This is a genomic window from Streptomyces marokkonensis (assembly GCF_039539045.1).
Classification (GTDB): domain Bacteria; phylum Actinomycetota; class Actinomycetes; order Streptomycetales; family Streptomycetaceae; genus Streptomyces; species Streptomyces marokkonensis.
Map to the genome: position 1 here is coordinate 55,028 of NZ_BAABCQ010000011.1, position 23,902 is coordinate 78,929.

At 70.6% G+C, this 23,902-nt stretch carries 18 protein-coding genes and 1 pseudogene; 12 read left to right on the plus strand and 7 right to left on the minus strand.

Features of this window, described 5'->3' with window-relative positions:
* Window positions 1-112: 112 nt before the first annotated feature.
* Complete coding sequence (locus ABEA26_RS04510) at window positions 113-1,021, minus strand: carbohydrate kinase family protein (RefSeq protein WP_345589425.1); 909 nt, start codon at window positions 1,019-1,021, stop codon at window positions 113-115.
* A gap of 334 nt (window positions 1,022-1,355) precedes the next feature.
* On the opposite strand from ABEA26_RS04510, the gene ABEA26_RS04515 reads away from it, so the two are divergent.
* Window positions 1,356-1,781 carry a Rieske (2Fe-2S) protein gene (locus ABEA26_RS04515; protein WP_345589426.1) on the plus strand — a complete coding sequence of 142 codons (426 nt, stop codon included), beginning with the start codon at window positions 1,356-1,358 and terminating at the stop codon, window positions 1,779-1,781.
* Between the two features lie 24 nt (window positions 1,782-1,805).
* Here ABEA26_RS04515 and ABEA26_RS04520 read toward each other — a convergent pair.
* A pseudogene (locus tag ABEA26_RS04520) lies at window positions 1,806-2,060 on the minus strand (hypothetical protein); the annotation flags it as partial.
* A gap of 42 nt (window positions 2,061-2,102) precedes the next feature.
* Here ABEA26_RS04520 and uvrC point away from each other — a divergent pair.
* The 11 genes from uvrC to pgi all read left to right on the plus strand — a co-directional run bounded on the left by uvrC (window position 2,103) and on the right by pgi (window position 16,870).
* Window positions 2,103-4,196 (plus strand): excinuclease ABC subunit UvrC, encoded by a 2,094-nt coding sequence (uvrC, locus tag ABEA26_RS04525; protein WP_345589427.1) that lies wholly within the window; start codon window positions 2,103-2,105, stop codon window positions 4,194-4,196.
* Between the two features lie 152 nt (window positions 4,197-4,348).
* Window positions 4,349-5,410 carry an RNase adapter RapZ gene (rapZ, locus tag ABEA26_RS04530; protein ID WP_425587782.1) on the plus strand — a complete coding sequence of 354 codons (1,062 nt, stop codon included), beginning with the start codon at window positions 4,349-4,351 and terminating at the stop codon, window positions 5,408-5,410.
* A complete protein-coding gene (locus ABEA26_RS04535) occupies window positions 5,407-6,498 on the plus strand; it encodes a gluconeogenesis factor YvcK family protein (RefSeq protein WP_345589431.1) in 1,092 nt (363 codons plus the stop codon). The genes rapZ and ABEA26_RS04535 overlap by 4 nt, the downstream gene beginning before the upstream one ends.
* On the plus strand, window positions 6,489-7,478 hold the full coding sequence (gene whiA, locus ABEA26_RS04540) for a DNA-binding protein WhiA (RefSeq protein ID WP_345589433.1): 990 nt from the start codon (window positions 6,489-6,491) through the stop codon (window positions 7,476-7,478). The genes ABEA26_RS04535 and whiA overlap by 10 nt, the downstream gene beginning before the upstream one ends.
* Before the next feature lie 355 nt (window positions 7,479-7,833).
* Window positions 7,834-10,788, plus strand: coding sequence for a M14 family metallopeptidase (locus ABEA26_RS04545; protein ID WP_345589434.1), 2,955 nt, complete (start codon window positions 7,834-7,836; stop codon window positions 10,786-10,788).
* A 227-nt stretch (window positions 10,789-11,015) separates the two neighbouring features.
* Window positions 11,016-12,023 carry a type I glyceraldehyde-3-phosphate dehydrogenase gene (gene gap, locus ABEA26_RS04550; RefSeq protein WP_345589436.1) on the plus strand — a complete coding sequence of 336 codons (1,008 nt, stop codon included), beginning with the start codon at window positions 11,016-11,018 and terminating at the stop codon, window positions 12,021-12,023.
* A gap of 177 nt (window positions 12,024-12,200) precedes the next feature.
* Window positions 12,201-13,412 (plus strand): phosphoglycerate kinase, encoded by a 1,212-nt coding sequence (locus ABEA26_RS04555; RefSeq protein WP_345589438.1) that lies wholly within the window; start codon window positions 12,201-12,203, stop codon window positions 13,410-13,412.
* A 5-nt stretch (window positions 13,413-13,417) separates the two neighbouring features.
* The gene (tpiA, locus tag ABEA26_RS04560) at window positions 13,418-14,194 is read left to right on the plus strand and encodes a triose-phosphate isomerase (protein ID WP_345589440.1); all 777 of its coding nucleotides are present in this window, start codon (window positions 13,418-13,420) and stop codon (window positions 14,192-14,194) included.
* A 149-nt stretch (window positions 14,195-14,343) separates the two neighbouring features.
* Window positions 14,344-14,580 (plus strand): preprotein translocase subunit SecG, encoded by a 237-nt coding sequence (gene secG, locus ABEA26_RS04565; protein ID WP_079160504.1) that lies wholly within the window; start codon window positions 14,344-14,346, stop codon window positions 14,578-14,580.
* Between the two features lie 199 nt (window positions 14,581-14,779).
* Entirely contained in the window at window positions 14,780-15,115 is a 336-nt protein-coding gene (locus ABEA26_RS04570; RefSeq protein ID WP_345589445.1) for an RNA polymerase-binding protein RbpA, read from the plus strand.
* 102 nt (window positions 15,116-15,217) lie between these two features.
* Window positions 15,218-16,870, plus strand: a complete 1,653-nt coding sequence (gene pgi, locus ABEA26_RS04575) for a glucose-6-phosphate isomerase (RefSeq protein ID WP_345589447.1) — start codon at window positions 15,218-15,220, stop codon at window positions 16,868-16,870.
* A gap of 140 nt (window positions 16,871-17,010) precedes the next feature.
* Here pgi and pgl read toward each other — a convergent pair whose 3' ends face one another.
* Genes pgl through tkt form a run of 5 tightly spaced genes read right to left on the minus strand, consistent with a single transcriptional unit; the run spans window position 17,011 to window position 23,667 of the window.
* Window positions 17,011-17,793, minus strand: a complete 783-nt coding sequence (pgl, locus tag ABEA26_RS04580) for a 6-phosphogluconolactonase (RefSeq protein WP_345589449.1) — start codon at window positions 17,791-17,793, stop codon at window positions 17,011-17,013.
* A complete protein-coding gene (gene opcA, locus ABEA26_RS04585; RefSeq protein WP_345589451.1) occupies window positions 17,790-18,887 on the minus strand; it encodes a glucose-6-phosphate dehydrogenase assembly protein OpcA in 1,098 nt (365 codons plus the stop codon). The genes pgl and opcA overlap by 4 nt, the downstream gene beginning before the upstream one ends.
* Entirely contained in the window at window positions 18,884-20,407 is a 1,524-nt protein-coding gene (gene zwf, locus ABEA26_RS04590) for a glucose-6-phosphate dehydrogenase (protein ID WP_345589453.1), read from the minus strand. The genes opcA and zwf overlap by 4 nt, the downstream gene beginning before the upstream one ends.
* A gap of 4 nt (window positions 20,408-20,411) precedes the next feature.
* Window positions 20,412-21,530, minus strand: coding sequence for a transaldolase (gene tal, locus ABEA26_RS04595; protein WP_345589455.1), 1,119 nt, complete (start codon window positions 21,528-21,530; stop codon window positions 20,412-20,414).
* 34 nt (window positions 21,531-21,564) lie between these two features.
* On the minus strand, window positions 21,565-23,667 hold the full coding sequence (gene tkt / locus ABEA26_RS04600; RefSeq protein ID WP_345589457.1) for a transketolase: 2,103 nt from the start codon (window positions 23,665-23,667) through the stop codon (window positions 21,565-21,567).
* Between the last annotated feature and the right edge of the window lie 235 nt (window positions 23,668-23,902).

Below are 23,902 nucleotides of genomic sequence, written 5' to 3' on the forward strand. Positions count from 1 at the left end.
GTCGCGCCGGGCCCCACGGCATCGTCCGTGGGGCCCGGCGCGTCGTTCGTCCGGCCCGCCCAGGCACTCGGCCGGACCGGAGCCGGTGCCGTCGGAGTTCAGCCGTCGGTGCTCAGAAGGAGACCTCGTGTGCGTACGGCGGCTCCGCGCCCGCTCGTGAGCAGGTGACCGCCGCGGCCCGGGCGGCGAAGCCCAACAGCTCCGCCCAGCCCTGGGCCCCCAGGCCGGCCACCGCCTCGTCACCGAGGGCGTCCCGTACCGCGAGGCCGTGCAGCAGCGCCGCGTTCACCGTGTCACCCGCGCCGATCGTGTCCACCACGTCGACCGCTTCGCCCGGCACCGCGTACTCGTCCCCCTCACCGGTGTACGCCGTCAGTCCCGCACCGCCCCGGGTGACCACGACCGCCGCCGGGCCTGCCGCCAGCCACTCCCGGGGCGTGCCCCCGAGCCACTCGGCGTCCTCGGCGGACAGTTTCAGCAGCGACACCGACGGCAGCCAGCTCCTGAACCGGGCCCGGTAGGCGTCCGGGTCCGGGATCAGTCCCGCCCGGATGTTGGGATCGAGCGCCGTGAACACACCTCGGGCGGCCGTCTCGCGCAGCAGCTCCTCGTACGCGCTCGCGCCCGGCTCCAGCACCATCGAGCAGGTCCCGAAGGAGACCGCCCGGGTGCGGGACGGCAGCGCGGCGGGCGCCGCGAACAGCCGGTCCGCCGTCCCGTCCACGTAGAAGGAGTACGCGGCCGAGCCGTCCGCGTCCACCGAGGCCACGGCGAGTGTCGTCGGCTCGGCCCCGCGCTGCACCGGCGAGACGTCCACGCCGGTCTCACGCAGCCGGTCGAGCAGCGCCTCGCCGAAGGCGTCGCGCGACACCCGGGAGCAGAAGGCGGCGGGGGAGCCGAGGCGGCCCAGGGCGACGGCCGTGTTGTACGGACCGCCGCCGAGCGCCGGCCGCAGCGCGGCCAGGGCACCCGTGCCCTGCGGTACCAGATCGATCAGTGCCTCACCGGCGACGACGATCACGGGAGGGTCCTTTCGAAGGCCTGTGCGGGGTTTGCCCGGGGCTGCTCGGATCGCCGACCCTGGTCGGGGCAGCCGCACGGTCCGCTCGGGCGGATCCGCACGGACCGGTCCGGCGCGGTGAGGCGTTCCAGCGGCAACCGGACGGCCAGGTCGCCTGCTGCCGTGCACTGCCCCGCACTGATGCGTGGGCACTGGCGGGGACCGTATCCCATCGGGAGATGGACGTAAACGCTTGCGCAAGCTTCCTCAACGGCAGACCCGACACCCACCCCGCAGGCCGCCCGCGAGCGCCGGATATCGTCGCCCTGCACATCCCCAGAACAGTGGAGACCCCATGCCCGGCCGTCCCGTTCCGAGCCGCCGTACCGTGCTGCGCTCGGCGGCCCTCACGCCCGTCGCCGGACTCGGTGTGGCCGCCTGCTCACCGGGTGACGACGGCGCCGCGCCGGCCAGGCCGACCGCGCCCGTCGACCTGGGAACGGACGGCGAGGTCGCCAAGGGCGCGACCAAGCTCTACCAGGACCAGAACGTGGTCGTCAGCCGGGATGACGAGGGTGCCCTGAAGGCGTTCAGCACGGTCTGCACACACGCGGGGTGCCCCATCAAGAAGCTGGAGGGGACGAAGCTCGTCTGCCCCTGCCACGGCAGCGAGTTCGACGCCCGGACCGGCGAGGTGCTGCACGCCCCCGCCACTGTGCCGCTCATCGAACTACCGGTCGAGGTGGAGCAGGGCCGGATCGTCGCCCGCCCCGGAACCTGACCTGACCGGCCCCGCTCGTCGGCCTCGGCCGCCGCGCGGTGCCGCCGGCGAGGGCTGCGTGACCCGGTGGCACCGCACCGGCAGGGCCGCGGAGTCGAACCGCACCTGGAGCGCGTACTGCTCGCCCGCCGAACCGAACCCCCGGACGTACTCGTGCGACACCCCCGCCGTGCCGTCCTCGACGCCGTAGCGGAAGAGGTAGGTGTCCCCGGCCCGCGGAAGCGTGCCGAGGAGCAGCTCGGTCACGAGCACACCGGCGTCGTCGTGGGTGCGGACGCGAGCCCCGCCGGAGTGTCGGTCCTCGCCAGTAGGGTGTGAGTCATGGCCGACCCCTCCAGCTACCGCCCCAGGCCGGGAGAGATCCCGGACTCCCCGGGGGTGTACAGGTTCCGTGACGAGCACCGTCGGGTGATCTACGTCGGAAAGGCGAAGAGCCTGCGCCAGCGCCTGGCGAGCTACTTCCAGGACCTGGCGAACCTCCACCCCCGCACCCGCACCATGGTCACCACGGCCGCGTCCGTGGAGTGGACCGTGGTGTCCACGGAGGTCGAGGCGCTGCAGCTGGAGTACTCCTGGATCAAGGAGTACGACCCCCGGTTCAACGTCAAGTACCGCGACGACAAGAGCTACCCCTACCTCGCGGTGACGATGAACGAGGAGTTCCCGCGCGTCCAGGTGATGCGCGGACACAAGAAGAAGGGCGTGCGCTACTTCGGGCCGTACGGGCACGCCTGGGCGATCCGTGACACGGTCGACCTCCTGCTGCGCGTCTTCCCGGTGCGCACCTGCTCCGCCGGAGTCTTCAAGAACGCCGCCCGTACCGGCCGTCCCTGCCTGCTCGGCTACATCGGCAAGTGCTCGGCTCCCTGCGTCGGCCGCATCGCTCCCGACGACCACCGGGACCTGGCCGACGAGTTCTGCGATTTCATGGCCGGACGCACCGGCACCTATCTGCGCCGCCTGGAGCGGCAGATGGCCGAGGCGGCCGAGGAGATGGAGTACGAGCGGGCGGCGCGCCTGCGCGACGACGTCGGGGCCCTGAAGAAGGCCATGGAGAAGAGCGCGGTCGTACTCGCCGACGCGACCGACGCCGACCTGATCGCGGTCGCCGAGGACGAGCTGGAGGCGGCCGTCCAGATCTTCCACGTGCGCGGCGGGCGCGTGCGCGGCCAGCGCGGCTGGGTCACGGACAAGGTGGAGGAGATCACCACCGGCGCCCTGGTCGAGCACGCCCTCCAGCAGCTGTACGGGGAGGAGACGGGTGACGCCGTCCCCAAGGAGGTCCTGGTCCCCGCCCTGCCCGACCCGGTCGAGCCGGTCCAGCAGTGGCTGACGGAGCGCCGCGGGTCGGGCGTGTCGCTGCGCATTCCGCAGCGCGGCGACAAGAAGGCGCTGATGGAGACCGTCCAGCGCAACGCCCAGCAGGCGCTCGTCCTGCACAAGACCAAGCGCGCCTCCGACCTGACGACGCGCTCGCGCGCGCTGGAGGAGGTCGCCGACGCCCTCGGCCTGGACGGTGCCCCGCTCAGGATCGAGTGCTACGACATCTCGCATCTCCAGGGCGACGACGTCGTGGCCTCCATGGTGGTCTTCGAGGACGGACTGGCCCGGAAGAGCGAATACCGGCGCTTCCAGATCAAGGGCTTCGCCGGACAGGACGACGTCCGTTCCATGCACGAGGTCATCACCCGCCGTTTCCGCCGGTATCTCGCCGAGAAGGAGAAGACCGGCGAGTGGGTCGACGGGGAGGAAGGGGAGGACAGGGCGGAAGCGGGTGGTGACGAGCAGCTCACGGACGGCCCGGCCCTGAAGGACGACGACGGCCGGCCCAAGCGCTTCGCCTACCCGCCCCAGCTCGTCGTCGTCGACGGCGGACAGCCGCAGGTCGCGGCGGCCCAGCGGGCCCTGGACGAGCTCGGCATCGACGACATCGCCGTCTGCGGACTCGCCAAGCGCCTGGAGGAGGTCTGGCTGCCCCGCGAGGACGACCCGGTCGTCCTGCCCCGCACCAGCGAGGGCCTGTACCTGCTGCAACGGGTCCGCGACGAGGCGCACCGCTTCGCGATCACCTACCAGCGCGCCAAGCGCGCCAAGCGCTTCCGCTCCAGTCCGCTGGACGACGTGCCCGGCCTGGGGGAGACCCGGAAGCAGGCGCTGATCAAGCACTTCGGCTCGGTGAAGAGACTGCGGTCCGCGACGATCGACCAGATCTGCGAGGTACCGGGCATAGGCCGCAAGACGGCCGAGACCGTGGCCGTGGCACTCGCCCGGGCCACCCCGGCCGCGCCCGCCGTGAACACGGCGACCGGAGAGATCATGGATGACGAGGACGGGGCACCCGAGACGACGGCGGATGCCCCGGGGGAGCCCGTGTCCGCGGGCACCCCGGATGAACGACGGGGGCAGGAGAGATGACCGAGCGCGCGACACAGCCCACGACCGAGCACGGGCAGCCCACGACCGAGCACGGGCAGCCCACGACCGAGCACGGGCAGCCCACGACCGAGCACGGGCAGCCCACCATTGAAGACGAGACACCCCCCACCACCGAGCACGGGCAGCCCACCATCGAAGACGAGACACCCCCCACCACCGAGCACGAGACACAGCCCACGACCGAGCACGAGACACCCCCCACAGCAGGGCGGGAACGGGCCCGGGGCACGACCGGCGAGGACGCGGACCCGCGGACGGCCGGCTCCGAGCGGGGCCAGGACGACGGAGCACAGGTGAGTACGGGTAAGGAAGCCGCCGGGGCGCACGAGGCGGCCATCCCCGAGCTGGTGATCATCTCCGGCATGTCCGGGGCCGGCCGCTCGACGGCCGCCAAGTGTCTGGAGGACCTGGGCTGGTTCGTCGTCGACAACCTCCCGCCCGCGCTGATCCCCACCATGGTGGAGCTCGGCGCCCGCTCGCAGGGCAACGTGGCTCGGATCGCGGTCGTCGTCGACGTCCGCGGCCGGCGCTTCTTCGACAACCTGCGCGAATCCCTCGCGGACCTCGACGCCCGCGGTGTCACCCGGCGGATCGTCTTCCTGGAGTCGTCCGACGACGCACTGGTACGGCGCTTCGAGTCGGTGCGGCGCCCGCACCCCCTCCAGGGTGACGGCCGCATCGTCGACGGGATAGCGGCTGAGCGGGAGCTGCTGCGCGAGCTGCGCGGCGACGCCGACCTGGTGATCGACACCTCCAGCCTCAACGTGCACGAGCTGCGCGCCAAGATGGACGCCCAGTTCGCCGGCGAGGAGGAGCCCGCGCTGCGGGCCACCGTCATGTCCTTCGGCTTCAAGTACGGTCTCCCGGTCGACGCCGACCTGGTCGTGGACATGCGCTTCCTGCCCAACCCGCACTGGGTACCGGAGCTGCGCCCGTTCACCGGCCTGAACGAGGAGGTGTCCTCGTACGTCCTCAACCAGCCCGGGGCCAAGGAGTTCCTCGACCGCTACACCGAGCTGCTCGAGATGATCGCAGCGGGCTACCGTCGGGAGGGCAAGCGCTATGTGACCGTCGCCGTCGGCTGTACCGGCGGCAAGCACCGGTCCGTGGCCATGTCGGAGAAGCTCGCCGCCCGGCTCGTCGCCGAGGGCGTGGAGACGGTGGTCGTCCACCGGGACATGGGACGGGAATGACAGGACGTACTCCGCGGCTGAGCAGGCTGCGCCGGGTGGTGCCCGAGGGGCGCGGCGGCAGACCCGCCGAGGCCCGCGCCGCCCGGCCCGAGCAGGCGCGTGGCGGCAAGCCGCGCCGCCGGGGCACCCAGCCCAAGGTCGTCGCTCTCGGCGGCGGCATGGGCCTGTCCGCCTCGCTCGCCGCACTGCGCCGGATCACCGGCGACCTCACCGCCGTCGTCACCGTGGCCGACGACGGCGGCTCCAGCGGGCGCCTGCGCGACGAGCTGGGCGTCCTGCCGCCCGGCGACCTGCGCAAGGCGCTGGCCGCGCTGTGCGGCGACGACGACTGGGGCCAGACGTGGGCCCGCGTCATCCAGCACCGCTTCCAGTCCCAGGGCGACCTGCACGAACACGCGGTCGGCAATCTGCTGATCGTCGCCCTGTGGGAGCAGCTCGGCGACCATGTCCAGGCCCTCGACCTGGTCGGCAAGCTACTCGGCGCGCACGGGCGTGTGCTGCCCATGTCCGCCGTGCCGCTGGAGCTCCAGGCCCTGGTCAGGGGGCACGACCCGGACCGGCCCGACGAGGTGGACACCGTGCGCGGGCAGGCGACCGTGGCGCTCACGCCCGGCGAGGTGCAGTCCGTGCACCTGGTGCCGAACGACCCGCCCGCAGTCCCCGAGGCGGTCGACGCCGTCCTGGACGCGGACTGGGTGGTGCTCGGCCCGGGCTCCTGGTTCTCCTCGGTCATCCCGCACCTGCTCGTGCCGGATCTGCTGGACGCGCTCGTCGAGACGAAGGCCCGCCGGGTGCTCTCCCTGAACCTCGCTCCGCAACCCGGAGAAACCGAGGGCTTCTCCCCGCAGCGTCATTTGGAGGTTTTGGGACGACACGCCCCTAAACTCGCCCTGGACGTGGTGCTGGCCGACGAGGCCGCCGTGCCGGACCGTGACTCGCTCGCCGACGCCGCGAAACGGTTCGGCGCCGCGGTCGAACTGGCTCCGGTTGCCCGGACCGACGGGACCCCGAGGCACGACCCGGAGCTGCTGGCCGCCGCGTACGACCGTATTTTTCGGATGCATGGAAGGATCGGCCCATGGCGATGACGGCAGCGGTGAAGGATGAGATCTCCCGGCTCCCCGTCACCCGGACCTGCTGCAGGAAGGCGGAGGTCTCCGCCCTTCTGCGGTTCGCCGGCGGCCTCCACCTGGTGAGCGGGCGCATTGTGATCGAGGCGGAGCTGGACGTCGTGAGGGCGGCCCGGCGGCTCAAGCAGGACATCCTGGAGATCTTCGGACACAGTTCCGAGCTGATCGTGATGGCGCCGGGCGGGCTGCGCCGCGGCTCGCGTTTCGTCGTCCGGGTGGTCGCGGGCGGTGACCAGCTCGCCCGCCAGACCGGCCTGGTGGACGGCCGGGGACGCCCGATCCGAGGCCTGCCGCCGCAGGTGGTCTCGGGGGCCACCTGCGACGCCGAGGCCGCCTGGCGCGGGGCCTTTCTGGCACACGGGTCCCTCACCGAGCCCGGCCGCTCCTCCTCCCTGGAAGTGACCTGCCCGGGCCCCGAGGCGGCGCTCGCCCTGGTGGGCGCCGCCCGCCGGCTGTCGATCCCCGCCAAGGCGCGCGAGGTGCGCGGTGTGGACCGGGTCGTCGTCCGTGACGGCGACGCGATCGGCGCCCTGCTCACCCGGCTCGGCGCCCACGACGCGGTGCTGGCCTGGGAGGAGAGGCGGCTGCGGCGGGAGGTCCGTGCCACCGCCAACCGCCTCGCCAACTTCGACGACGCCAACCTGCGCCGCTCGGCCCGCGCGGCCGTCGCCGCCGGCGCCCGGGTCCAGCGCGCCCTGGAGATCCTCGCCGACGACGTGCCCGAGCATCTCGCCGCCGCGGGCCGGCTCCGTATGGAGCACAAGCAGGCGTCCCTGGAGGAGCTGGGCGCCCTCGCCGACCCGCCCCTGACCAAGGACGCCGTCGCGGGCCGCATCCGCCGTCTGCTGGCCATGGCCGACAAGCGGGCCTCGGACCTCGGCATCCCCGGCACGGACGCCAATCTCAGCGAGGAGCTGGAGGACAACCTCGTCGGCTGACCTCGTCGGCTGACCTCGTCATCCGGCCTGGTCATCCGGCCTCGTCGTCCGCCCCTGGTCATCCGAGCGGTCGCCCTACCGTCCTGCCTTGTTGTCCTGCCTCTTTGTCCTGCCTCGTCGGTCGGCCTGGTCGGTCGACCTGGTCGGTCGACCTGGTCGGTCGGTCGAACGCGCACCGGGCCGTCGCGACACGGGCCGCAACAAGCCGGTCCGGGCGCCCACTTGGGTGACCGGGACCGGCTTTCGCGTGTCCTTGCGCCGCTCTTGACTCGATCATGAGCTGTCATGAGCCTGGCATCTGTTCGCTGCTGTGGCGAACCCAGGCCTGTCGGACAGGCCTCACCTAGGGGGGTTCATGAGACGAAGAGCGAGATCGATCCTCGCCGTCGGCGCGCTCCTGATCGGCGGAGCGAGCTTCGCACCCATCGCCCAGGCACAGCCCGCAGGCTCCGCGACCGCGGCCGCCGACGAGGTGAAGGTCTTCCGCACCGACGTGACCCAGGAGCAGGTACCCCTGCTGCTGGCCGCCGGCCAGGACGGCCACGAACTCGGTGAGCAGGTCCCCGACAGGGGCACGGCCACCGTCGAGGTGTACCTCACCGACCAGCAGGCCGGAAAACTGGAGAAACAGGGACTCGATCTCACGGAGCACACCCTGTCCACCCGGGCCGAGGAACGCGTCGCGGACGCCGCCGAGGGCGTCTTCCGCCCGTACAGCGGCAGCGGCGGCCTCAAGGAGGAGATCCTCCGCACCGCACAGGAGAACCCCCGCCTCACCAAGGTCGTCTCCATCGGCAGGACGGTGAACGGGCAGGACATCCTCGCGCTGAAGCTCACCAAGCACGCGAAGAAGTCGAAGGACGGCTCCAAGCCCGCCGTCCTCTACATGTCCAACCAGCACGCGCGCGAGTGGATCACGCCGGAGATGACACGGCGACTGCTCCACCACTACCTGGACAACTACAAGAAGGACCGGCGGATCAAGAAGCTGGTCGACACGACCGAACTGTGGTTCCTCCTGTCGGCCAACCCCGACGGCTACGACTACACGTTCGAGAACACCGACAACCGCCTGTGGCGCAAGAACCTGCGCGACGTCAACGGCGACGGTGCCATCGGCACCGGCGACGGTGTCGACCTCAACCGCAACTTCGCCTACAAGTGGGGCTACGACGACGAGGGCTCGTCCCCCAATCCCACCAGCCAGACCTACCGGGGCGCCGGCCCGAACTCCGAGCCCGAGACCAAGGCCCTGGACGCCCTCCAGAAGCGGATCGGCTTCACGTACGGCATCAACTACCACTCCGCCGCCGAACTCCTCCTCTACGGGGTCGGCTGGCAGGTGGCCACGAACACCCCGGACGACGTCCTCTACGAGGCACTCGCCGGCACCCCCGGCAACTCCGCGATCCCCGGCTACCACCCCCAGGTCTCCTCGGAGCTGTACACCACCAACGGCGAGGCGGACGGCCACGCGGCCAACGTCAACGGCATGGCGATGTTCACCCCGGAGATGTCGACCTGCCAGACCATCTCGGAGCAGGACCCCGACGACGCGTGGGACCCGCGCGACTGCCGGTCGGGCTTCAACTTCCCCGACGACGAGAAACTGATCCAGCGGGAGTTCGCGAAGAACATCCCCTTCGCGCTCTCCGTTGCCGAGAGCGCCGCCCACCCCGACCGGCCGTCCTCCGCGGTCGGCCTGGAGGCCGCCGACTTCACCCCGGCCCCCTTCACCACCTCCTACTCCCGAGGCGCCGACCAGGAGGTCTCCGTCGTCGCACGCAAGTCGGTGCGGGACAAGGAGCTGAAGTACCGCGTCAACGGCGGACGCGTCCACGACATGAGGCTGCGGCCCTGGCGCGGCGGTGAGACGTACGGCGGCGAGGACAACCTCTACTTCGACGAGTACCGCGCCAAGGTCAAGGACGGCGACCGCGGTGACCGGGTCGAGGTCTGGTTCAGCGGCGAGACGAAGCAGGGCAGGCGGACCGAGAGCGAGCACTTCACGTACACGATCGCCGAGCGGCCCCGCGCGGACGTCCTCGTCGTCGCCGAGGAGGGCGGCAAGGCCACCCAGGCACAGACGTACGTGGACGCCCTGAAGGCCAACGGCAGGCGGGCGGCCGTCTGGGACGTCGCCACGCAGGGCGTGCCCGACGCACTCGGCGTCCTCGGCCACTTCCACACGGTCGTCCACCACACCGGTGCGGCCGTACCCGGCAACGCCACCCAGCTCCAGCTGCGCGCCTTCCTCAACGAGGGCGGCAGGCTGATCGAGGCGGGCGAGCGGGCCGGCGGCAGCGTCGACCTCGGCGGCGGCACCATGTCCGACGACTTCAGCCAGTACTACCTGGGCGCCCACACCCGTACGTCGACCCGCGGGGCCACCGGATTCACCGGCTCCGGCAAGCTCGACGGGACCACCGGCACGCTCGGCGACGCCCCCGGCAACCCGCTGGACGCCGCCGGCACCTACAGCGTCACCTCGGACGAACTGCCCGCCGACACCTACCCGCAGTTCGCGAGCGAGGGCGCCGGGGAGTTCCCGGGGACGGTCAACCCGTACGGGCCGTACGCGGGGGAGTGGATGGCCGCCGCCGTCCACACCGACGACGCGTACAAGCGGCTCACCCGCACGGTCGACCTCACCGGCGTCGGCGCCGCCGACCGGCCCACGCTCCGCACCCAGCTGCTGTGGGACACCGAGCGCGGGTACGACCACGCCCTGGTCGAGGCGCACACCACCGGCGCCGACGACTGGACCACGCTCCCCGAGACGGGCGGCGCCACCGGCACGGCCGTACCGACGGAGTGCGCGGCCGGGTTCTACCTGGGCGAGCACCCCTGGCTGGAGCACTACCTGACCCTGTCCGACGGCGGCTGCGCCGCGACCGGGACGAGCGGGCGGTGGAACGGCCTCACCGGCTCCTCCGGGGGTTGGCGGCAGGCCGAGTTCGACCTGAGCGCCTACGCCGGGAAGTCCGTCGAGGTGTCGATCGCCTACGTCACCGACCCCGGCAGCGGCGGACGCGGTGTCCTCGCCGACGAGGCGTCACTCGTCGTCGGCGGTACGGCGACCGCGACCGAGGGCTTCGAGACCGCGCTCGGCGCCTGGCAGGTCTCCGGGCCGCCCGCGGGGAGCCCCGCCGTCCTGAAGGACTGGACCCGCACCGGGGCCCTCTTCCAGACGTACGGCGCGGTCACCACGGACGACACGGTCCTGCTGGGCTTCGGACTGGAGCACCTGACCGAGCCGGCCGCCCGGGCGGCTCTGCTCCGGCAGGCGCTGCGTGCCCTGGACGAGTGAATCCCGGCCTGCCGGGGACTGACACGGTGTAGCGAAAACGGGTGATCGGTCCCCGTGGCCCAGGGCGGTCCGTACCCCTACTGGCGGGTACGGGCCGCCCTGCCGGGTATGGGGCGTCTCGATGTCACCCCCGACGCCTCGGAGAGGTAGGGTCGGAGGTGGTCGGGGACATCCCAAATACAGCTCGCCGGCACATCGGGCCGGCGTACCAACGAGGAGATCGGTTCGTGACGATCCGCGTAGGCATCAACGGCTTTGGCCGCATCGGTCGTAACTACTTCCGCGCGCTGCTGGAGCAGGGTGCAGACATCGAGATCGTGGCTGTCAACGACCTGGGTGACACCGCGACCACCGCACATCTGCTGAAGTACGACACCATCCTCGGCCGCCTCAAGCAGGAGGTCTCGCACACCGAGGACACCATCACCGTCGGCGACAAGACCGTCAAGGTCCTCGCCGAGCGCAACCCCGCCGACATCCCGTGGGGTGAGCTGGGTGTCGACATCGTGATCGAGTCGACCGGCATCTTCACGAAGAAGGCCGACGCCGAGAAGCACATCGCCGGTGGCGCGAAGAAGGTCCTCATCTCGGCTCCGGCCAAGGACGAGGACGTCACCATCGTGATGGGCGTCAACCAGGACAAGTACGACCCGGCGAACCACCACGTCATCTCCAACGCCTCCTGCACCACCAACTGCGTGGCGCCGATGGCCAAGGTCCTCGACGAGAACTTCGGCATCGTCAAGGGCCTGATGACGACGGTGCACGCGTACACGAACGACCAGCGCATCCTGGACTTCCCGCACAAGGACCTGCGCCGCGCCCGTGCCGCCGCGGAGAACATCATCCCGACCACCACGGGTGCCGCCAAGGCCACCGCGCTGGTCCTCCCGCAGCTCAAGGGCAAGCTGGACGGCATGGCCATGCGCGTCCCGGTCCCGACCGGCTCGGTCACCGACCTCGTCCTGGAGCTCAGCCGCGAGGTCACCAAGGAAGAGGTCAACGCCGCCTTCCAGAAGGCCGCCGAGGGCGAGCTCAAGGGCATCCTGGAGTACACCGAGGACGCGATCGTCTCCTCGGACATCGTCAACGCCCCGGCGTCCTGCACCTTCGACTCGTCCCTGACCATGGTCCAGGACGGCAAGAGCGTGAAGGTCATCGGCTGGTACGACAACGAGTGGGGCTACTCCAACCGCCTCGTCGACCTCACGGTCTTCATCGGCAACCAGCTCTGATCGACTCGGACCCAGCAGGCACCGCGATGCGGTGGCAGGGCTCGGACAGCGCAAGGCCGCGCTGCCCGAGCCCTGCGTCGCGTCCGCGAGGCCGCACCTCCCGAGCCCTGCGTCGCGTCCGCGGCGACCAGCCCTCGTAGGATCACGAGCGATCACGAGAACCCAGGAGTCCTCTGCATGAAGACGATCGACGAACTGCTCTCCGAAGGCGTCGCGGGCAAGCGAGTCTTCGTCCGCGCCGACCTGAACGTGCCGCTGGACGGCACCACCATCACCGACGACGGCCGCATCCGCGCCGTGGTGCCCACCGTCAAGGCCCTGGCCGACGCGGGCGCGCGCGTGATCGTCGCCTCGCACCTGGGCCGCCCCAAGGGCGCCCCGGACCCGGTCTTCTCCCTCGCCCCGGCCGCCGCCCGCCTCGGTGAACTGCTCGGCGCCGGCGTCGCCTTCGCCGAGGACACGGTCGGCACCGCCGCCGAGTCCACGGTCGCCGGCCTCGCCGACGGCCAGGTAGCGGTCATCGAGAACCTGCGCTTCAACGCGGGCGAGACCAGCAAGGACGACACCGAGCGCGCGGCCTTCGCCGACAAGCTGGCCGGCCTCGCCGACGTCTACGTCGGTGACGGCTTCGGCGCCGTGCACCGCAAGCACGCCTCGGTCTTCGACCTGCCGAAGAGGCTTCCGCGCTACGCCGGCCACCTCATCGCCACCGAGGTCGGCGTCCTGAGGAAGCTCACCGACGACGTCAAGCGCCCCTACGTCGTCGCCCTCGGCGGCGCCAAGGTCTCCGACAAGCTCGCGGTCATCGACCAGCTGCTCGGCAAGGCCGACCGGCTTCTCATCGGCGGCGGCATGGCGTACACCTTCCTCAAGGCTCAGGGCCACGAGGTCGGCATCTCCCTCCTTCAGGAGGACCAGATCCCGACCGTCAAGGAGTACATGGAGCGCGCGGAGAAGAACGGCGTCGAGCTGGTCCTCCCCGTCGACGTCCTGGTCGCGCCCGAGTTCCCGGACCTGAAGACCAAGGCCCCGGCCAACCCCGCCACCGTCGCCGCGGACGCCATCCCGGCCGACCAGGAGGGTCTGGACATCGGTCCCGAGACCCGCAAGCTGTACGCATCGAAGCTCGCCGACGCCGCCACCGTCTTCTGGAACGGCCCCATGGGCGTCTTCGAGCACCCCGACTACGCCGAGGGCACCAAAGCGGTCGCCCAGGCCCTCCTCGACGCCCCGGGCTTCACCGTGGTCGGCGGTGGCGACTCCGCCGCGGCCGTCCGCACCCTCGGCTTCGACGAGAACGCATTCGGCCACATCTCGACCGGCGGCGGCGCCTCCCTCGAATACCTCGAGGGCAAGACGCTCCCCGGCCTCGCCGCACTGGAGGACTGACCTCAATGACCACCCGCACGCCGCTGATGGCGGGCAACTGGAAGATGAACCTCAACCACCTCGAGGCCATCGCCCAAGTCCAGAAGCTCGCCTTCGCCCTGGCGGACAAGGACTACGACGCCGTCGAGGTCGCCGTCCTCGTCCCCTTCACCGACCTGCGCTCGGTGCAGACCCTGGTCGAGCACGACAAGCTGAAGATCAAGTACGGCGCCCAGGACCTCTCCGCCCACGACGGCGGCGCCTACACCGGCGAGATCTCCGGCCCGATGCTGGCCAAGCTGCGCTGCGCCTACGTCGCGATCGGCCACTCCGAGCGCCGGCAGTACCACGCCGAGACCGACGAGCTGGTGAACGCCAAGGTCAAGGCCGCCTACAAGCACGGCCTGACCCCGATCCTGTGCGTCGGCGAGGAACTGGACGTCCGGGAGGCGGGCAACCACGTCGCCCACACCCTCGCCCAGGTCGAGGGCGGCCTGAAGGACGTCCCCGCCGAGCAGGCCGAGACCGTAGTGATCGCCTACGAGCCCGTGTGGGCCATCGGCACCGGCAAGGTCTGCGGCGCCGAGGACGCCCAGGAGGTCTGCGCGGCCGTCCGCGGCAAGCTCGCCGACCTGTACTCGCAGGAGCTGGCCGACAAGGTCCGCATCCAGTACGGCGGCTCGGTCAAGTCCGGCAACGTCGCCGAGATCATGTCGCAGGCCGACATCGACGGCGCGCTGGTCGGCGGCGCCTCGCTGGACTCGGACGAGTTCGTCAAGATCGTCCGCTTCCGCGACCAGTAGTCCGACGAGCAGGTCGGCCAGAAGATCGACCAGCAGGTCGACCAGTGAGTATGCGGTAGCGGCGATACGTCGTACCCTTGCGGGGGCATGGTGGCCCACTGTCACCGTGCCCCCGTCGTTCATCCGAATCCGAGGAAGTTGGTCCAGCCGTGGTTTTGGGGTTCTCGATCGCCCTGATCGTCTTCAGCCTGCTGCTGATGCTGCTGGTGCTGATGCACAAGGGGAAGGGCGGCGGCCTCTCCGACATGTTCGGTGGCGGCATGCAGTCGTCCGTCGGCGGCTCCTCGGTCGCCGAGCGCAACCTCGACCGGATCACCGTCGTGGTCGGTCTGCTCTGGTTCGCGTGCATCATGGTGCTCGGCCTTCTGATGAAGGCGAACAACTGACGCACCACCCACTTGCGCACGTAAAGCCCCATGTTCGGTACGCGCCCCACGGCGCCGCCTATCATGGGGCTTGCGTCTGAGCAGTGGAGCTTGTAACTCCAACCACTGGACGCGCGTTGGGCCTTACGTAGACTGAGGCGCTCGCAGCGAAGCGAACGCCGACTCGCTTTGCGGCACCATCACGCAGGGAGTTACGACCGTGGCAAGTGGCAACGCGATCCGGGGAAGCCGGGTCGGGGCGGGGCCGATGGGCGAGGCCGAGCGTGGCGAGACCGCGCCGCGCCTGCGCATCTCCTTCTGGTGCTCCAACGGACACGAGACGCAGCCGAGCTTCGCGAGCGACGCACAGGTCCCGGAGACCTGGGACTGCACGCGCTGCGGCTTCCCCGCCGGGCAGGACCGGGACAATCCGCCGGACCCGCCGCGCACCGAGCCCTACAAGACCCACCTCGCCTACGTGCGCGAGCGTCGCAGCGACGCGGACGGCGAGGCCATCCTCGCCGAGGCGCTCGCCAAACTGCGGGGCGAGATCTAGCTCAGCCTCCTCCAGGCCGCCTCGGTCTTCTTCAGCGCTGATCAATTAGGTTGGAACAGCCGGGACAGCTGGGACACCTAAGGAAGAAGGCTGAAGTCCGACATGAACGAAGACGGCCGTACGAGGCTCAACCAGAGGGCCGAATGGACCGCGCTGGCCAAGCACCGCGAGGAGCTCGGCGAGGTGCGGCTGCGTGAGCTGTTCGCCGCCGACCCCGGTCGCGGCACCGGATGCACGCTCCGGGTGGGAGACCTGTACGTCGACTACTCCAAGCACCTCGTCACCGACGAGACCCTGCGGCTGCTGCGCGAACTGGCCTCCGCCACCGACGTCTTCTCACTGCGCGATGCCATGTTCCGCGGCGAGAAGATCAACACCACCGAGGACCGGGCGGTACTGCACACCGCGCTGCGCGCCCCGCGGGACGCGGTGATCGAGGTCGACGGCGAGAACGTCGTGCCCAAGGTGCACGCGGTGCTCGACAAGATGACCGACTTCGCCGAACGTGTCCGCTCCGGACAGTGGCAGGGCCACACCGGCAAGCGCATCAGGAACGTCGTCAACATCGGCATCGGCGGCTCCGACCTGGGCCCCGCCATGGCCTACGAGGCACTGCGAGCCTTCACCGACCGCGAGCTGACGGTCCGTTTCGTCTCCAACGTCGACGGCGCCGACCTGCACGAGGCCATCCGCGATCTGGACCCGGCCGAGACGCTGTTCGTCATCGCCTCCAAGACCTTCACCACCATCGAGACGGTCACCAACGCCACCTCCGCCCGGACCTGGCTGCTGAACGCACTCGGTGACGACAAGGCGGTCGCCAAGCACTTCGTCGCCCTGTCGACGAACGCCGAGAAGGTCGCCGCCTTCGGCATCGACACGGCCAACATGTTCGAGTTCTGGGACTGGGTCGGCGGGCGTTACTCGTACGACTCGGCGATCGGCATGTCCCTGATGATCGCCATCGGCCCGGACCGCTTCCGGGAGATGCTCGACGGCTTCCACCTCGTCGACGAGCACTTCCGCACCGCCCCCGCCGAGTCCAACGTCCCGCTCCTGATGGGCATGTTGGGCATCTGGTACGGCAACTTCCTGGGCGCCCAGTCGCACGCGGTGCTGCCGTACTCGCACTACCTGTCGAGGTTCACCGCGTACCTCCAGCAACTCGACATGGAGTCCAACGGCAAGTACGTCGACCGGGACGGACACGAGGTCGACTGGCAGACCGGCCCCGTCGTGTGGGGCACGCCCGGCACCAACGGACAGCACGCGTATTACCAGTTGATCCACCAGGGCACCAAGCTCATCCCGGCGGACTTCATCGGCTTCGCCCGGCCGGTGGCCGAGTTGAGCGACGAGCTGAAGGCCCAGCACGACCTGCTGATGGCCAACTTCTTCGCGCAGACCCAGGCGCTCGCCTTCGGCAAGACACCGGACGAGGTGCGGGCCGAGGGGGTCCCGGAGGAGCTGGTCCCGCACAAGACGTTCAAGGGTGACCACCCGACGACCACGATCCTCGCCCGCGAGCTGACCCCGTCGGTGCTCGGTCAACTCGTCGCCCTCTACGAGCACAAGGTGTTCGTCCAGGGCGCGGTGTGGAACATCGACTCCTTCGACCAGTGGGGCGTCGAACTCGGCAAGGTCCTCGCCAAGCGCGTCGAACCCGCCCTCACCGACGGAGCCGAGGTCACCGGCCTGGACGCCTCCACGCGGGCGCTCGTCGCCGCCTACCGGGAGCTGCGCGGGCGGGAGTGAGCGACGGGAGAGGGGCGGGGCGGCAGGGGCGACAAGCCCCCACCACCCCGCCCCTCTCCCGTCTCAGGTCCCGATCGGGCCGACGCCACGGGCCGATCGGGCCGACGCCACGGGCCGATCGGGCCGACGTCACCGGCCGATCAGGCCGACGCCGACGGATACAGCGACCGCGGCAGCTGCGAGGCCGCCGCCGAGTCCAGCAGCCACAGGGTCCGGGCGCGGCCCTGGGCCCCCGCCGCCGGGGCCTGGATCTCGCCCGCGCCCGACAACGCGATGGCCGCCGCCTCCGCCTTGTCCTCGCCGGCCGCCAGTAGCCACACCTCGCGGGCCGCGCGGATCGCCGGAAGGGTGAGCGTCACCCGGATCGCCGGCGGCTTGGGCGCGCCGCGGACGCCGACCACCGTACGGTCCGTCTCGCGGACCGCGGGCAGCTCCGGGAAGAGCGACGCCACGTGCGTGTCCGGCCCGACGCCCAGCAGCAGGACGTCGAAGGACGGCACCTCGGCGTGGTTCTCGGGAACGGACGCCTCGGCCAGCTCCCGCGCGTACGCGGCGGCCGCCGCCTCCACGTCCGAGCCGTGCGGGCCGTCCGACGCCGGCATCGCGTGCACCCGTTTCGGGTCCAGCGGCACCGAGTCGAGCAACGCCTCGCGGGCCTGGGTGACGTTGCGCTCCGGGTCGCCCTCGGGCAGGAAGCGCTCGTCGCCCCACCACAGGTCCAGACGGGCCCAGTCGATCGCGTCCCGGGCCGGGGACCCGGCGAGCGCCGCGAGCAGGCCGTTGCCGTTGCGGCCACCGGTCAGGACCACGGACGCGTTGCCCCGGGAGGCCTGCGCGTCCACGATCTTGGTGATAAGCCGGGCCGCGGCGGCCTCGGCCATCAGCTCCTTGTCGCGGTGCACGACCAGCTGGGGAGTGCTCACTTCGCCGCCGCCTTCCTCACCGGTGTCTTCTCCCGCGCCGCGTCCTTCGCGGGAGCTTTCGCAGCCGTCGCGACGGGGGCCGCGACCGCGCCGGCCCCGTCACCGGAGGAGCCCCCTTTGACCGGCGCGTCCGGGGCGTCCGGGGCGTCCGGCGCGTCCGGCGTGTCCGGCGCGTTCAGCCGGTTCACCCCGTACCGCAGCGCCGAGGCGTACGTGTCGTCCGGGTCGAGGCGGCGCAGCTCCTCCGCGATCAGCTCGGCCGTCTCGCGGCGCTTGAGCGCCACCGCGCGGGCCGGCTGACCCTGGATGGACAGGTTCGCCAGCGAGCCGTCGGCCCGGTCCAGGACGACCGGACCGCAGTCGGTCTCCATCCGGACCGCCGTCAGCCCCGGACCGCTGGAGGCGGTGCGCTGCACCGGGACGTCCAGCCGGTCCGCGAGCCACATCGCGAGCAGCTCGCAGCTCGGGTTGTACTCCTCGCCCTCCACCTCGACCGCCTGCACCTTGCAGTCGACCTGGTCGAGTGCCGCGGCCAGCATCGAGCGCCACGGGGTGATGCGGGTCCAGGACAGGTCGGTGTCGCCCGGCGCGTAGGCGTCGGCGCGGGCGGCCAGCTCCCGCACCGGCTCCTCGCAGGCGTAGGTGTCGGTGACCCGGCGCTGGGCCAGCGCGCCCAGCGGGTCCCCGGCCGGGTTCAGCGGCGCGTTCACCGGCCACCACACCACCACCGGAGCGTCCGGCAGCAGCAGCGGCAGGACCACCGACTGGGCGTGGTCGACGACGTCGCCGTACAGCCGCAGCACGATCGTCTCGCCGGTGCCCGCGTCGGCGCCGAGGCGTACCTCGGCGTCCAGCCGGGACTTCGTACGGTCCCGGGGCGAGCGCGAGACGCGCTTGATGACGACGAGCGTGCGCGAGGGATGCTCGTGCGCGGCGTCGCTCGCGGCCTTCAGCGCGTCGTAGGCGTTCTCCTCGTCGGTGACGATGACCAGGGTGAGCACCATGCCGATGGCCGGGGTGCCGATGGCCCGGCGTCCCAGCACCAGCGCCTTGTTGATCTTGCTGGCCGTGGTGTCCGTGAGGTCTGTCTTCATGGCCGGCGCCAGCTCCGTCCGTCTCGCTCGAGCATGTGGTCCGCCTCGACGGGTCCCCAGGTGCCGGCCGCGTACTGGGCCGGGGTGCCGTGCTTGTCCCAGTACTCCTCGATCGGGTCGAGGATCTTCCAGGACAGCTCGACCTCCTCGGTGCGCGGGAAGAGGTTGGCGTCGCCGAGCAGCACATCCAGGATGAGGCGCTCGTACGCCTCGGGGCTGGACTCCGTGAAGGACTCGCCGTACGCGAAGTCCATGGACACGTCCCGGATCTCCATCGACGTGCCCGGCACCTTGGAGCCGAAGCGGACGGTGACGCCCTCGTCGGGCTGGACGCGGATGACGATCGCGTTCGAGCCGAGTTCCTCGGTGGCCGTGGAGTCGAAGGGGGAGTGCGGGGCCCGCTGGAAGACGACCGCGATCTCCGTGACGCGGCGGCCGAGTCGCTTGCCGGTGCGCAGGTAGAAAGGAACGCCCGCCCAGCGGCGGTTGTCGATGCCGACCTTGATCGCCGCGTAGGTGTCGGTCTTCGACTTGTGGTCGATGCCGTCCTCTTCGAGGTAGCCGACGGCCTTCGCGCCGCCCTGCCACCCGGCCGCGTACTGGCCGCGCACGGTGTCCCGGCCCAAATCCTTGGGGAGGCGGACCGCGCCGAGCACCTTGGTCTTCTCCGCGGCCAGCGCGTCGGCGTCGAAGGAGGCGGGCTCCTCCATGGCGGTCAGCGCGAGCAGCTGGAGCAGGTGGTTCTGGATGACGTCACGGGCGGCGCCGATGCCGTCGTAGTAGCCGGCCCGGCCGCCGATGCCGATGTCCTCGGCCATCGTCACCTGTATGTGGTCGACGTAGGACCGGTTCCAGATCGGCTCGAACATCGTGTTGGCGAAGCGCAGCGCCAGAATGTTCTGGACGGTCTCCTTGCCCAGGTAGTGGTCGATGCGGAAGACCTGGTCCGGGGCGAAGACCTCGTGGACGATCCGGTTGAGTTCCTCGGCCGACCTCAGGTCGTGGCCGAACGGCTTCTCGATCACCGCGCGGCGCCAGGGGCCGCTCGACTGGTCGGCGAGGCCGTGCTTCTTCAGCTGCTTGATGACCACGGGGAAGGACTTCGGCGGCACCGAGAGGTAGAAGGCGAAGTTGCCGCCCGTGCCCTGCGCCTTGTCCAGCTCCTCGATGGTGCCGCGCAGCCGTTCGAAGGCGTCGTCGTCGTCGAAGGTGCCCTGGACGAAGCGCATCCCCTGGATGAGCTGCTGCCAGACCTCCTCGCGGAACGGCGTGCGGGAGTGTTCCTTGACGGCGTCGTGCACGACCTGGGCGAAGTCCTCGTGCTCCCAGTCGCGGCGGGCGAAGCCGACAAGAGAGAAGCCCGGCGGCAGCAGACCCCGGTTGGCGAGGTCGTACACGGCGGGCATGAGCTTCTTGCGGGAGAGGTCACCGGTGACGCCGAAAATGACCAGACCCGACGGCCCCGCGATACGCGGGAGCCGTCGGTCTGCGGGGTCACGCAGCGGGTTGCTGCTTGACAATGTTTTAGCCCTCCGAGGGGGCGAGGCGCTTCAGCTCCGCCTCGGTCGACTTCAGCAGGTCCGTCCAGGAGTCCTCGAACTTGTCGACGCCCTCCTTCTCCAGCAGCCGGACCACCTCGTCGTAGCCGATCCCGAGCTTCTCGACCGCGTCGAGGTCGGCGCGGGCCTGCTCGTAGGTGCCGGCGACCGTGTCGCCGGTGATCTCGCCGTGGTCCTCGGTGGCGAACAGCGTCGCCTCCGGCATCGTGTTGACCGTGTTCGGCGCGACCAGGTCGGTGACGTACATGGTGTCGCTGTACGCCTTGTCCTTCACGCCGGTCGACGCCCACAGCGGACGCTGCTTGTTGGCGCCGGCCCTCTCCAGGGCGTTCCAGCGGTCGGAGGAGAAGATCTCCTCGTACGCCTGGTAGGCGAGACGGGCGTTGGCGACGGCGGCCTTGCCGCGCAGTGCCTTGGCGGCGTCGGTGCCGAGCGCGTCGATGCGCTTGTCGATCTCGGTGTCCACGCGGGACACGAAGAAGGACGCCACCGAGTGGATCAGCGAGAGGTCCAGGCCGCGCTCCCTGGCCTTCTCCAGACCGGTCAGGAAGGCGTCCATGACCAGGCGGTAGCGCTCCAGCGAGAAGATCAGCGTGACGTTGACGCTGATGCCCAGGCCGATGGTCTCGGCGATCGCCGGGATACCGGCCTCGGTCGCCGGGATCTTGATCAGCGTGTTGGGCCGGTCCACCAGCCAGGCCAGCTGCTTGGCCTCGGCGACCGTCGCCTTGGTGTTGTGCGCGAGACGCGGGTCCACCTCGATGGAGACCCGGCCGTCCTTGCCGCCGGTGGCGTCGAAGACGGGGCGCAGGATGTCGGCGGCGTCGCGGACGTCCGCCGTGGTGATCATGCGGATCGCCTCTTCGACCGTGACCTTGCGGAAGGCGAGGTCGGAGAGCTGCTGGTCGTAGCCGTCGCCCTGCGAGATCGCCTTCTGGAAGATGGACGGGTTGGTGGTGACGCCCACGACGTGCTGCTGGTCGATCAGCTCGGCGAGGTTGCCGGACGTGATGCGCTTGCGCGACAGGTCGTCCAGCCAGATCGCGACGCCTTCATCGGAGAGGCGCTTGAGTGCGTCTGTCATGGAAAATGCATCTCCTACGTGTCGTGTACGAGCGTCAGCGCTGAGCTGCGGTCAACGATTCCCGGGCGGCGGATGCGACGTTCTCGGCGGTGAAGCCGAACTCGCGGAAGAGCACCTTGCCGTCCGCCGAGGCACCGAAGTGCTCCAGGGAAACGATGCGGCCGGCGTCCCCGACGTACTTGTGCCAGGTGAGACCGATCCCGGCCTCCACCGCGACACGGGCCTTCACGGACGGGGGCAGGACGCTGTCCCGGTACCCCTGGTCCTGCTCCTCGAACCACTCGACGCACGGCATGGACACCACGCGCGTCGGCACACCGCCGGCCTGGAGCTGCTCGCGCGCCTCCACGGCGACGTGCACCTCGGAGCCGGTGGCGATCAGGACGACCTCGGCGTCGGCGCTCCGCCCTTCGGGCCCTTCGGCCTCGAACAGGACGTAGCCGCCCTTGGCCGCGTCCTCGTCGGCCTCGTACGTCGGCACGCCCTGGCGGGTGAGGGCGAGACCGTGCGGCCGGCCCTTGCCGAACTCCTTCGTCCAGCGCCCGAGGATCTCGCGCCAGGCGATGGCCGTCTCGTTGGCGTCGGCCGGGCGGACCACGTTCAGGCCCGGGATGGCGCGCAGCGCGGCGAGGTGCTCGACGGGCTGGTGGGTCGGGCCGTCCTCGCCCAGACCGATGGAGTCGTGCGTCCACACGTACGTCACCGGCAGGTGCATCAGCGCCGACAGCCGCACCGCGTTGCGCATGTAGTCGGAGAACACCAGGAAGGTGCCGCCGTAGATGCGGGTGTTGCCGTGCAGCGCGATGCCGTTCATCTCGGCGGCCATCGCGTGCTCGCGGATGCCGAAGTGAATCGTGCGGCCGTACGGGTCCGCCTCCGGCAGTGGGTTGTCCGCCGGGAGGAAGGACGACGTCTTGTCGATCGTCGTGTTGTTCGAGCCGGCCAGGTCGGCCGAGCCGCCCCACAGCTCGGGGACGACCGCGCCGAGCGCCTGGAGGACCTTGCCGGACGCGGCACGGGTGGCGACACCCTTGCCCGTCTCGAAGACCGGGATCTTCTCCTCCCAGCCCTTGGGTAGCTCGCCCTTGGCGACCCGCTCGTACTCGGCGGCGCGGTCGGGGTGGTTGTCCCGCCACTGCTGGAAGGTCTTCTCCCACACGGCGCGGGCCGCCCGGCCCTTCTCCAGCGCCTTGCGGGTGTGGCCGATGACCTCGTCGGAGACCTCGAAGGTCTTCTCCGGGTCGAAGCCCAGGACCCGCTTGGTCGCCGCGACCTCGTCTTCGCCGAGCGCCGAGCCGTGCGCGGCCTCGGTGTTCTGCGCGGTCGGGGCGGGCCAGGCGATGATCGACCGCATGGCGATGAAGGACGGCCTGTCCGTGACCTTCTTCGCCGCCTCGATCGCGTCGTAGAGCGCGTTCGGGTCCAGGTCGCCGTCCGGCTTCGGGGCGACGCGCTGCACGTGCCAGCCGTACGCCTCGTACCGCTTGCAGGTGTCCTCGGAGACGGCGGTCTCGGTGTCGCCCTCGATCGAGATGTGGTTGTCGTCCCACAGCAGGACCAGGTTGCCGAGCTTCTGGTGGCCCGCCATGGAGGACGCCTCGGCGGAGATGCCCTCCTGGAGGCAGCCGTCACCGGCGACGCAGTAGATGAAGTGGTCGAACGGGGACTCGCCCTCGGCGGCCTCCGGGTCGAACAGACCGCGCTCGTAGCGGGCGGCCATCGCCATGCCCACCGCGTTGGCGACACCCTGGCCCAGCGGGCCGGTCGTCGTCTCCACGCCCGTGGTGTGGCCGTACTCCGGGTGCCCGGGGGTCTTGGAGCCCCACGTCCGGAAGGACTCGAGGTCCGCCAGCTCCAGACCGAAGCCGGCCAGGTACAGCTGGGTGTAGAGAGTCAGGGACGAATGGCCGGCGGACAGCACGAAACGGTCGCGTCCGACCCAGTTCGCGTCGGCGGGGTCGTGCCGCATCACCTTCTGGAAGAGGGTGTAGGCGGCCGGCGCCAGGCTCATCGCCGTACCCGGATGGCCGTTGCCAACCTTCTGTACGGCATCGGCGGCCAGGACGCGGGCGGTGTCCACGGCCCGCTGGTCCAGTTCGGTCCACTCGAGGTCTGTGGTGGTCGGCTTGGTGCTCACCCTGAGTCAGGGCTCCTCTCCACATGTCGGATGCCGGTGCGCGTGCTGCGCCCACCGGCTGCCGGCGCGTCCGTGAGTCGGCCGGCCATGGCCGAGCCTACCCCCGTAAGTACGTGCGTTTTTCCGTTGGAAACAAGACTGCCGGGAGTCTTGTGGATCCGCCTGTCGACTGGGCGAAACCGCATTCGGCAAGTGAATACGGAGCCGCTCATCTGACCGCTCAATCGACTCCCCG

Bases quoted from the DNA above. Each gene is read 5' to 3' on its own strand.
- ABEA26_RS04515 (WP_345589426.1), top strand. From the start codon at position 1,356: ATGCCCGGCCGTCCCGTTCCGAGCCGCCGTACCGTGCTGCGCTCGGCG.
- uvrC (WP_345589427.1), top strand. From the start codon at position 2,103: ATGGCCGACCCCTCCAGCTACCGCCCCAGGCCGGGAGAGATCCCGGAC.
- ABEA26_RS04535 (WP_345589431.1), top strand. From the start codon at position 5,407: ATGACAGGACGTACTCCGCGGCTGAGCAGGCTGCGCCGGGTGGTGCCC.
- whiA (WP_345589433.1), top strand. From the start codon at position 6,489: ATGGCGATGACGGCAGCGGTGAAGGATGAGATCTCCCGGCTCCCCGTC.
- ABEA26_RS04545 (WP_345589434.1), top strand. From the start codon at position 7,834: ATGAGACGAAGAGCGAGATCGATCCTCGCCGTCGGCGCGCTCCTGATC.
- ABEA26_RS04555 (WP_345589438.1), top strand. From the start codon at position 12,201: ATGAAGACGATCGACGAACTGCTCTCCGAAGGCGTCGCGGGCAAGCGA.
- tpiA (WP_345589440.1), top strand. From the start codon at position 13,418: ATGACCACCCGCACGCCGCTGATGGCGGGCAACTGGAAGATGAACCTC.
- pgi (WP_345589447.1), top strand. From the start codon at position 15,218: ATGAACGAAGACGGCCGTACGAGGCTCAACCAGAGGGCCGAATGGACC.
- opcA (WP_345589451.1), bottom strand. From the start codon at position 18,887: ATGAAGACAGACCTCACGGACACCACGGCCAGCAAGATCAACAAGGCG.
- tal (WP_345589455.1), bottom strand. From the start codon at position 21,530: ATGACAGACGCACTCAAGCGCCTCTCCGATGAAGGCGTCGCGATCTGG.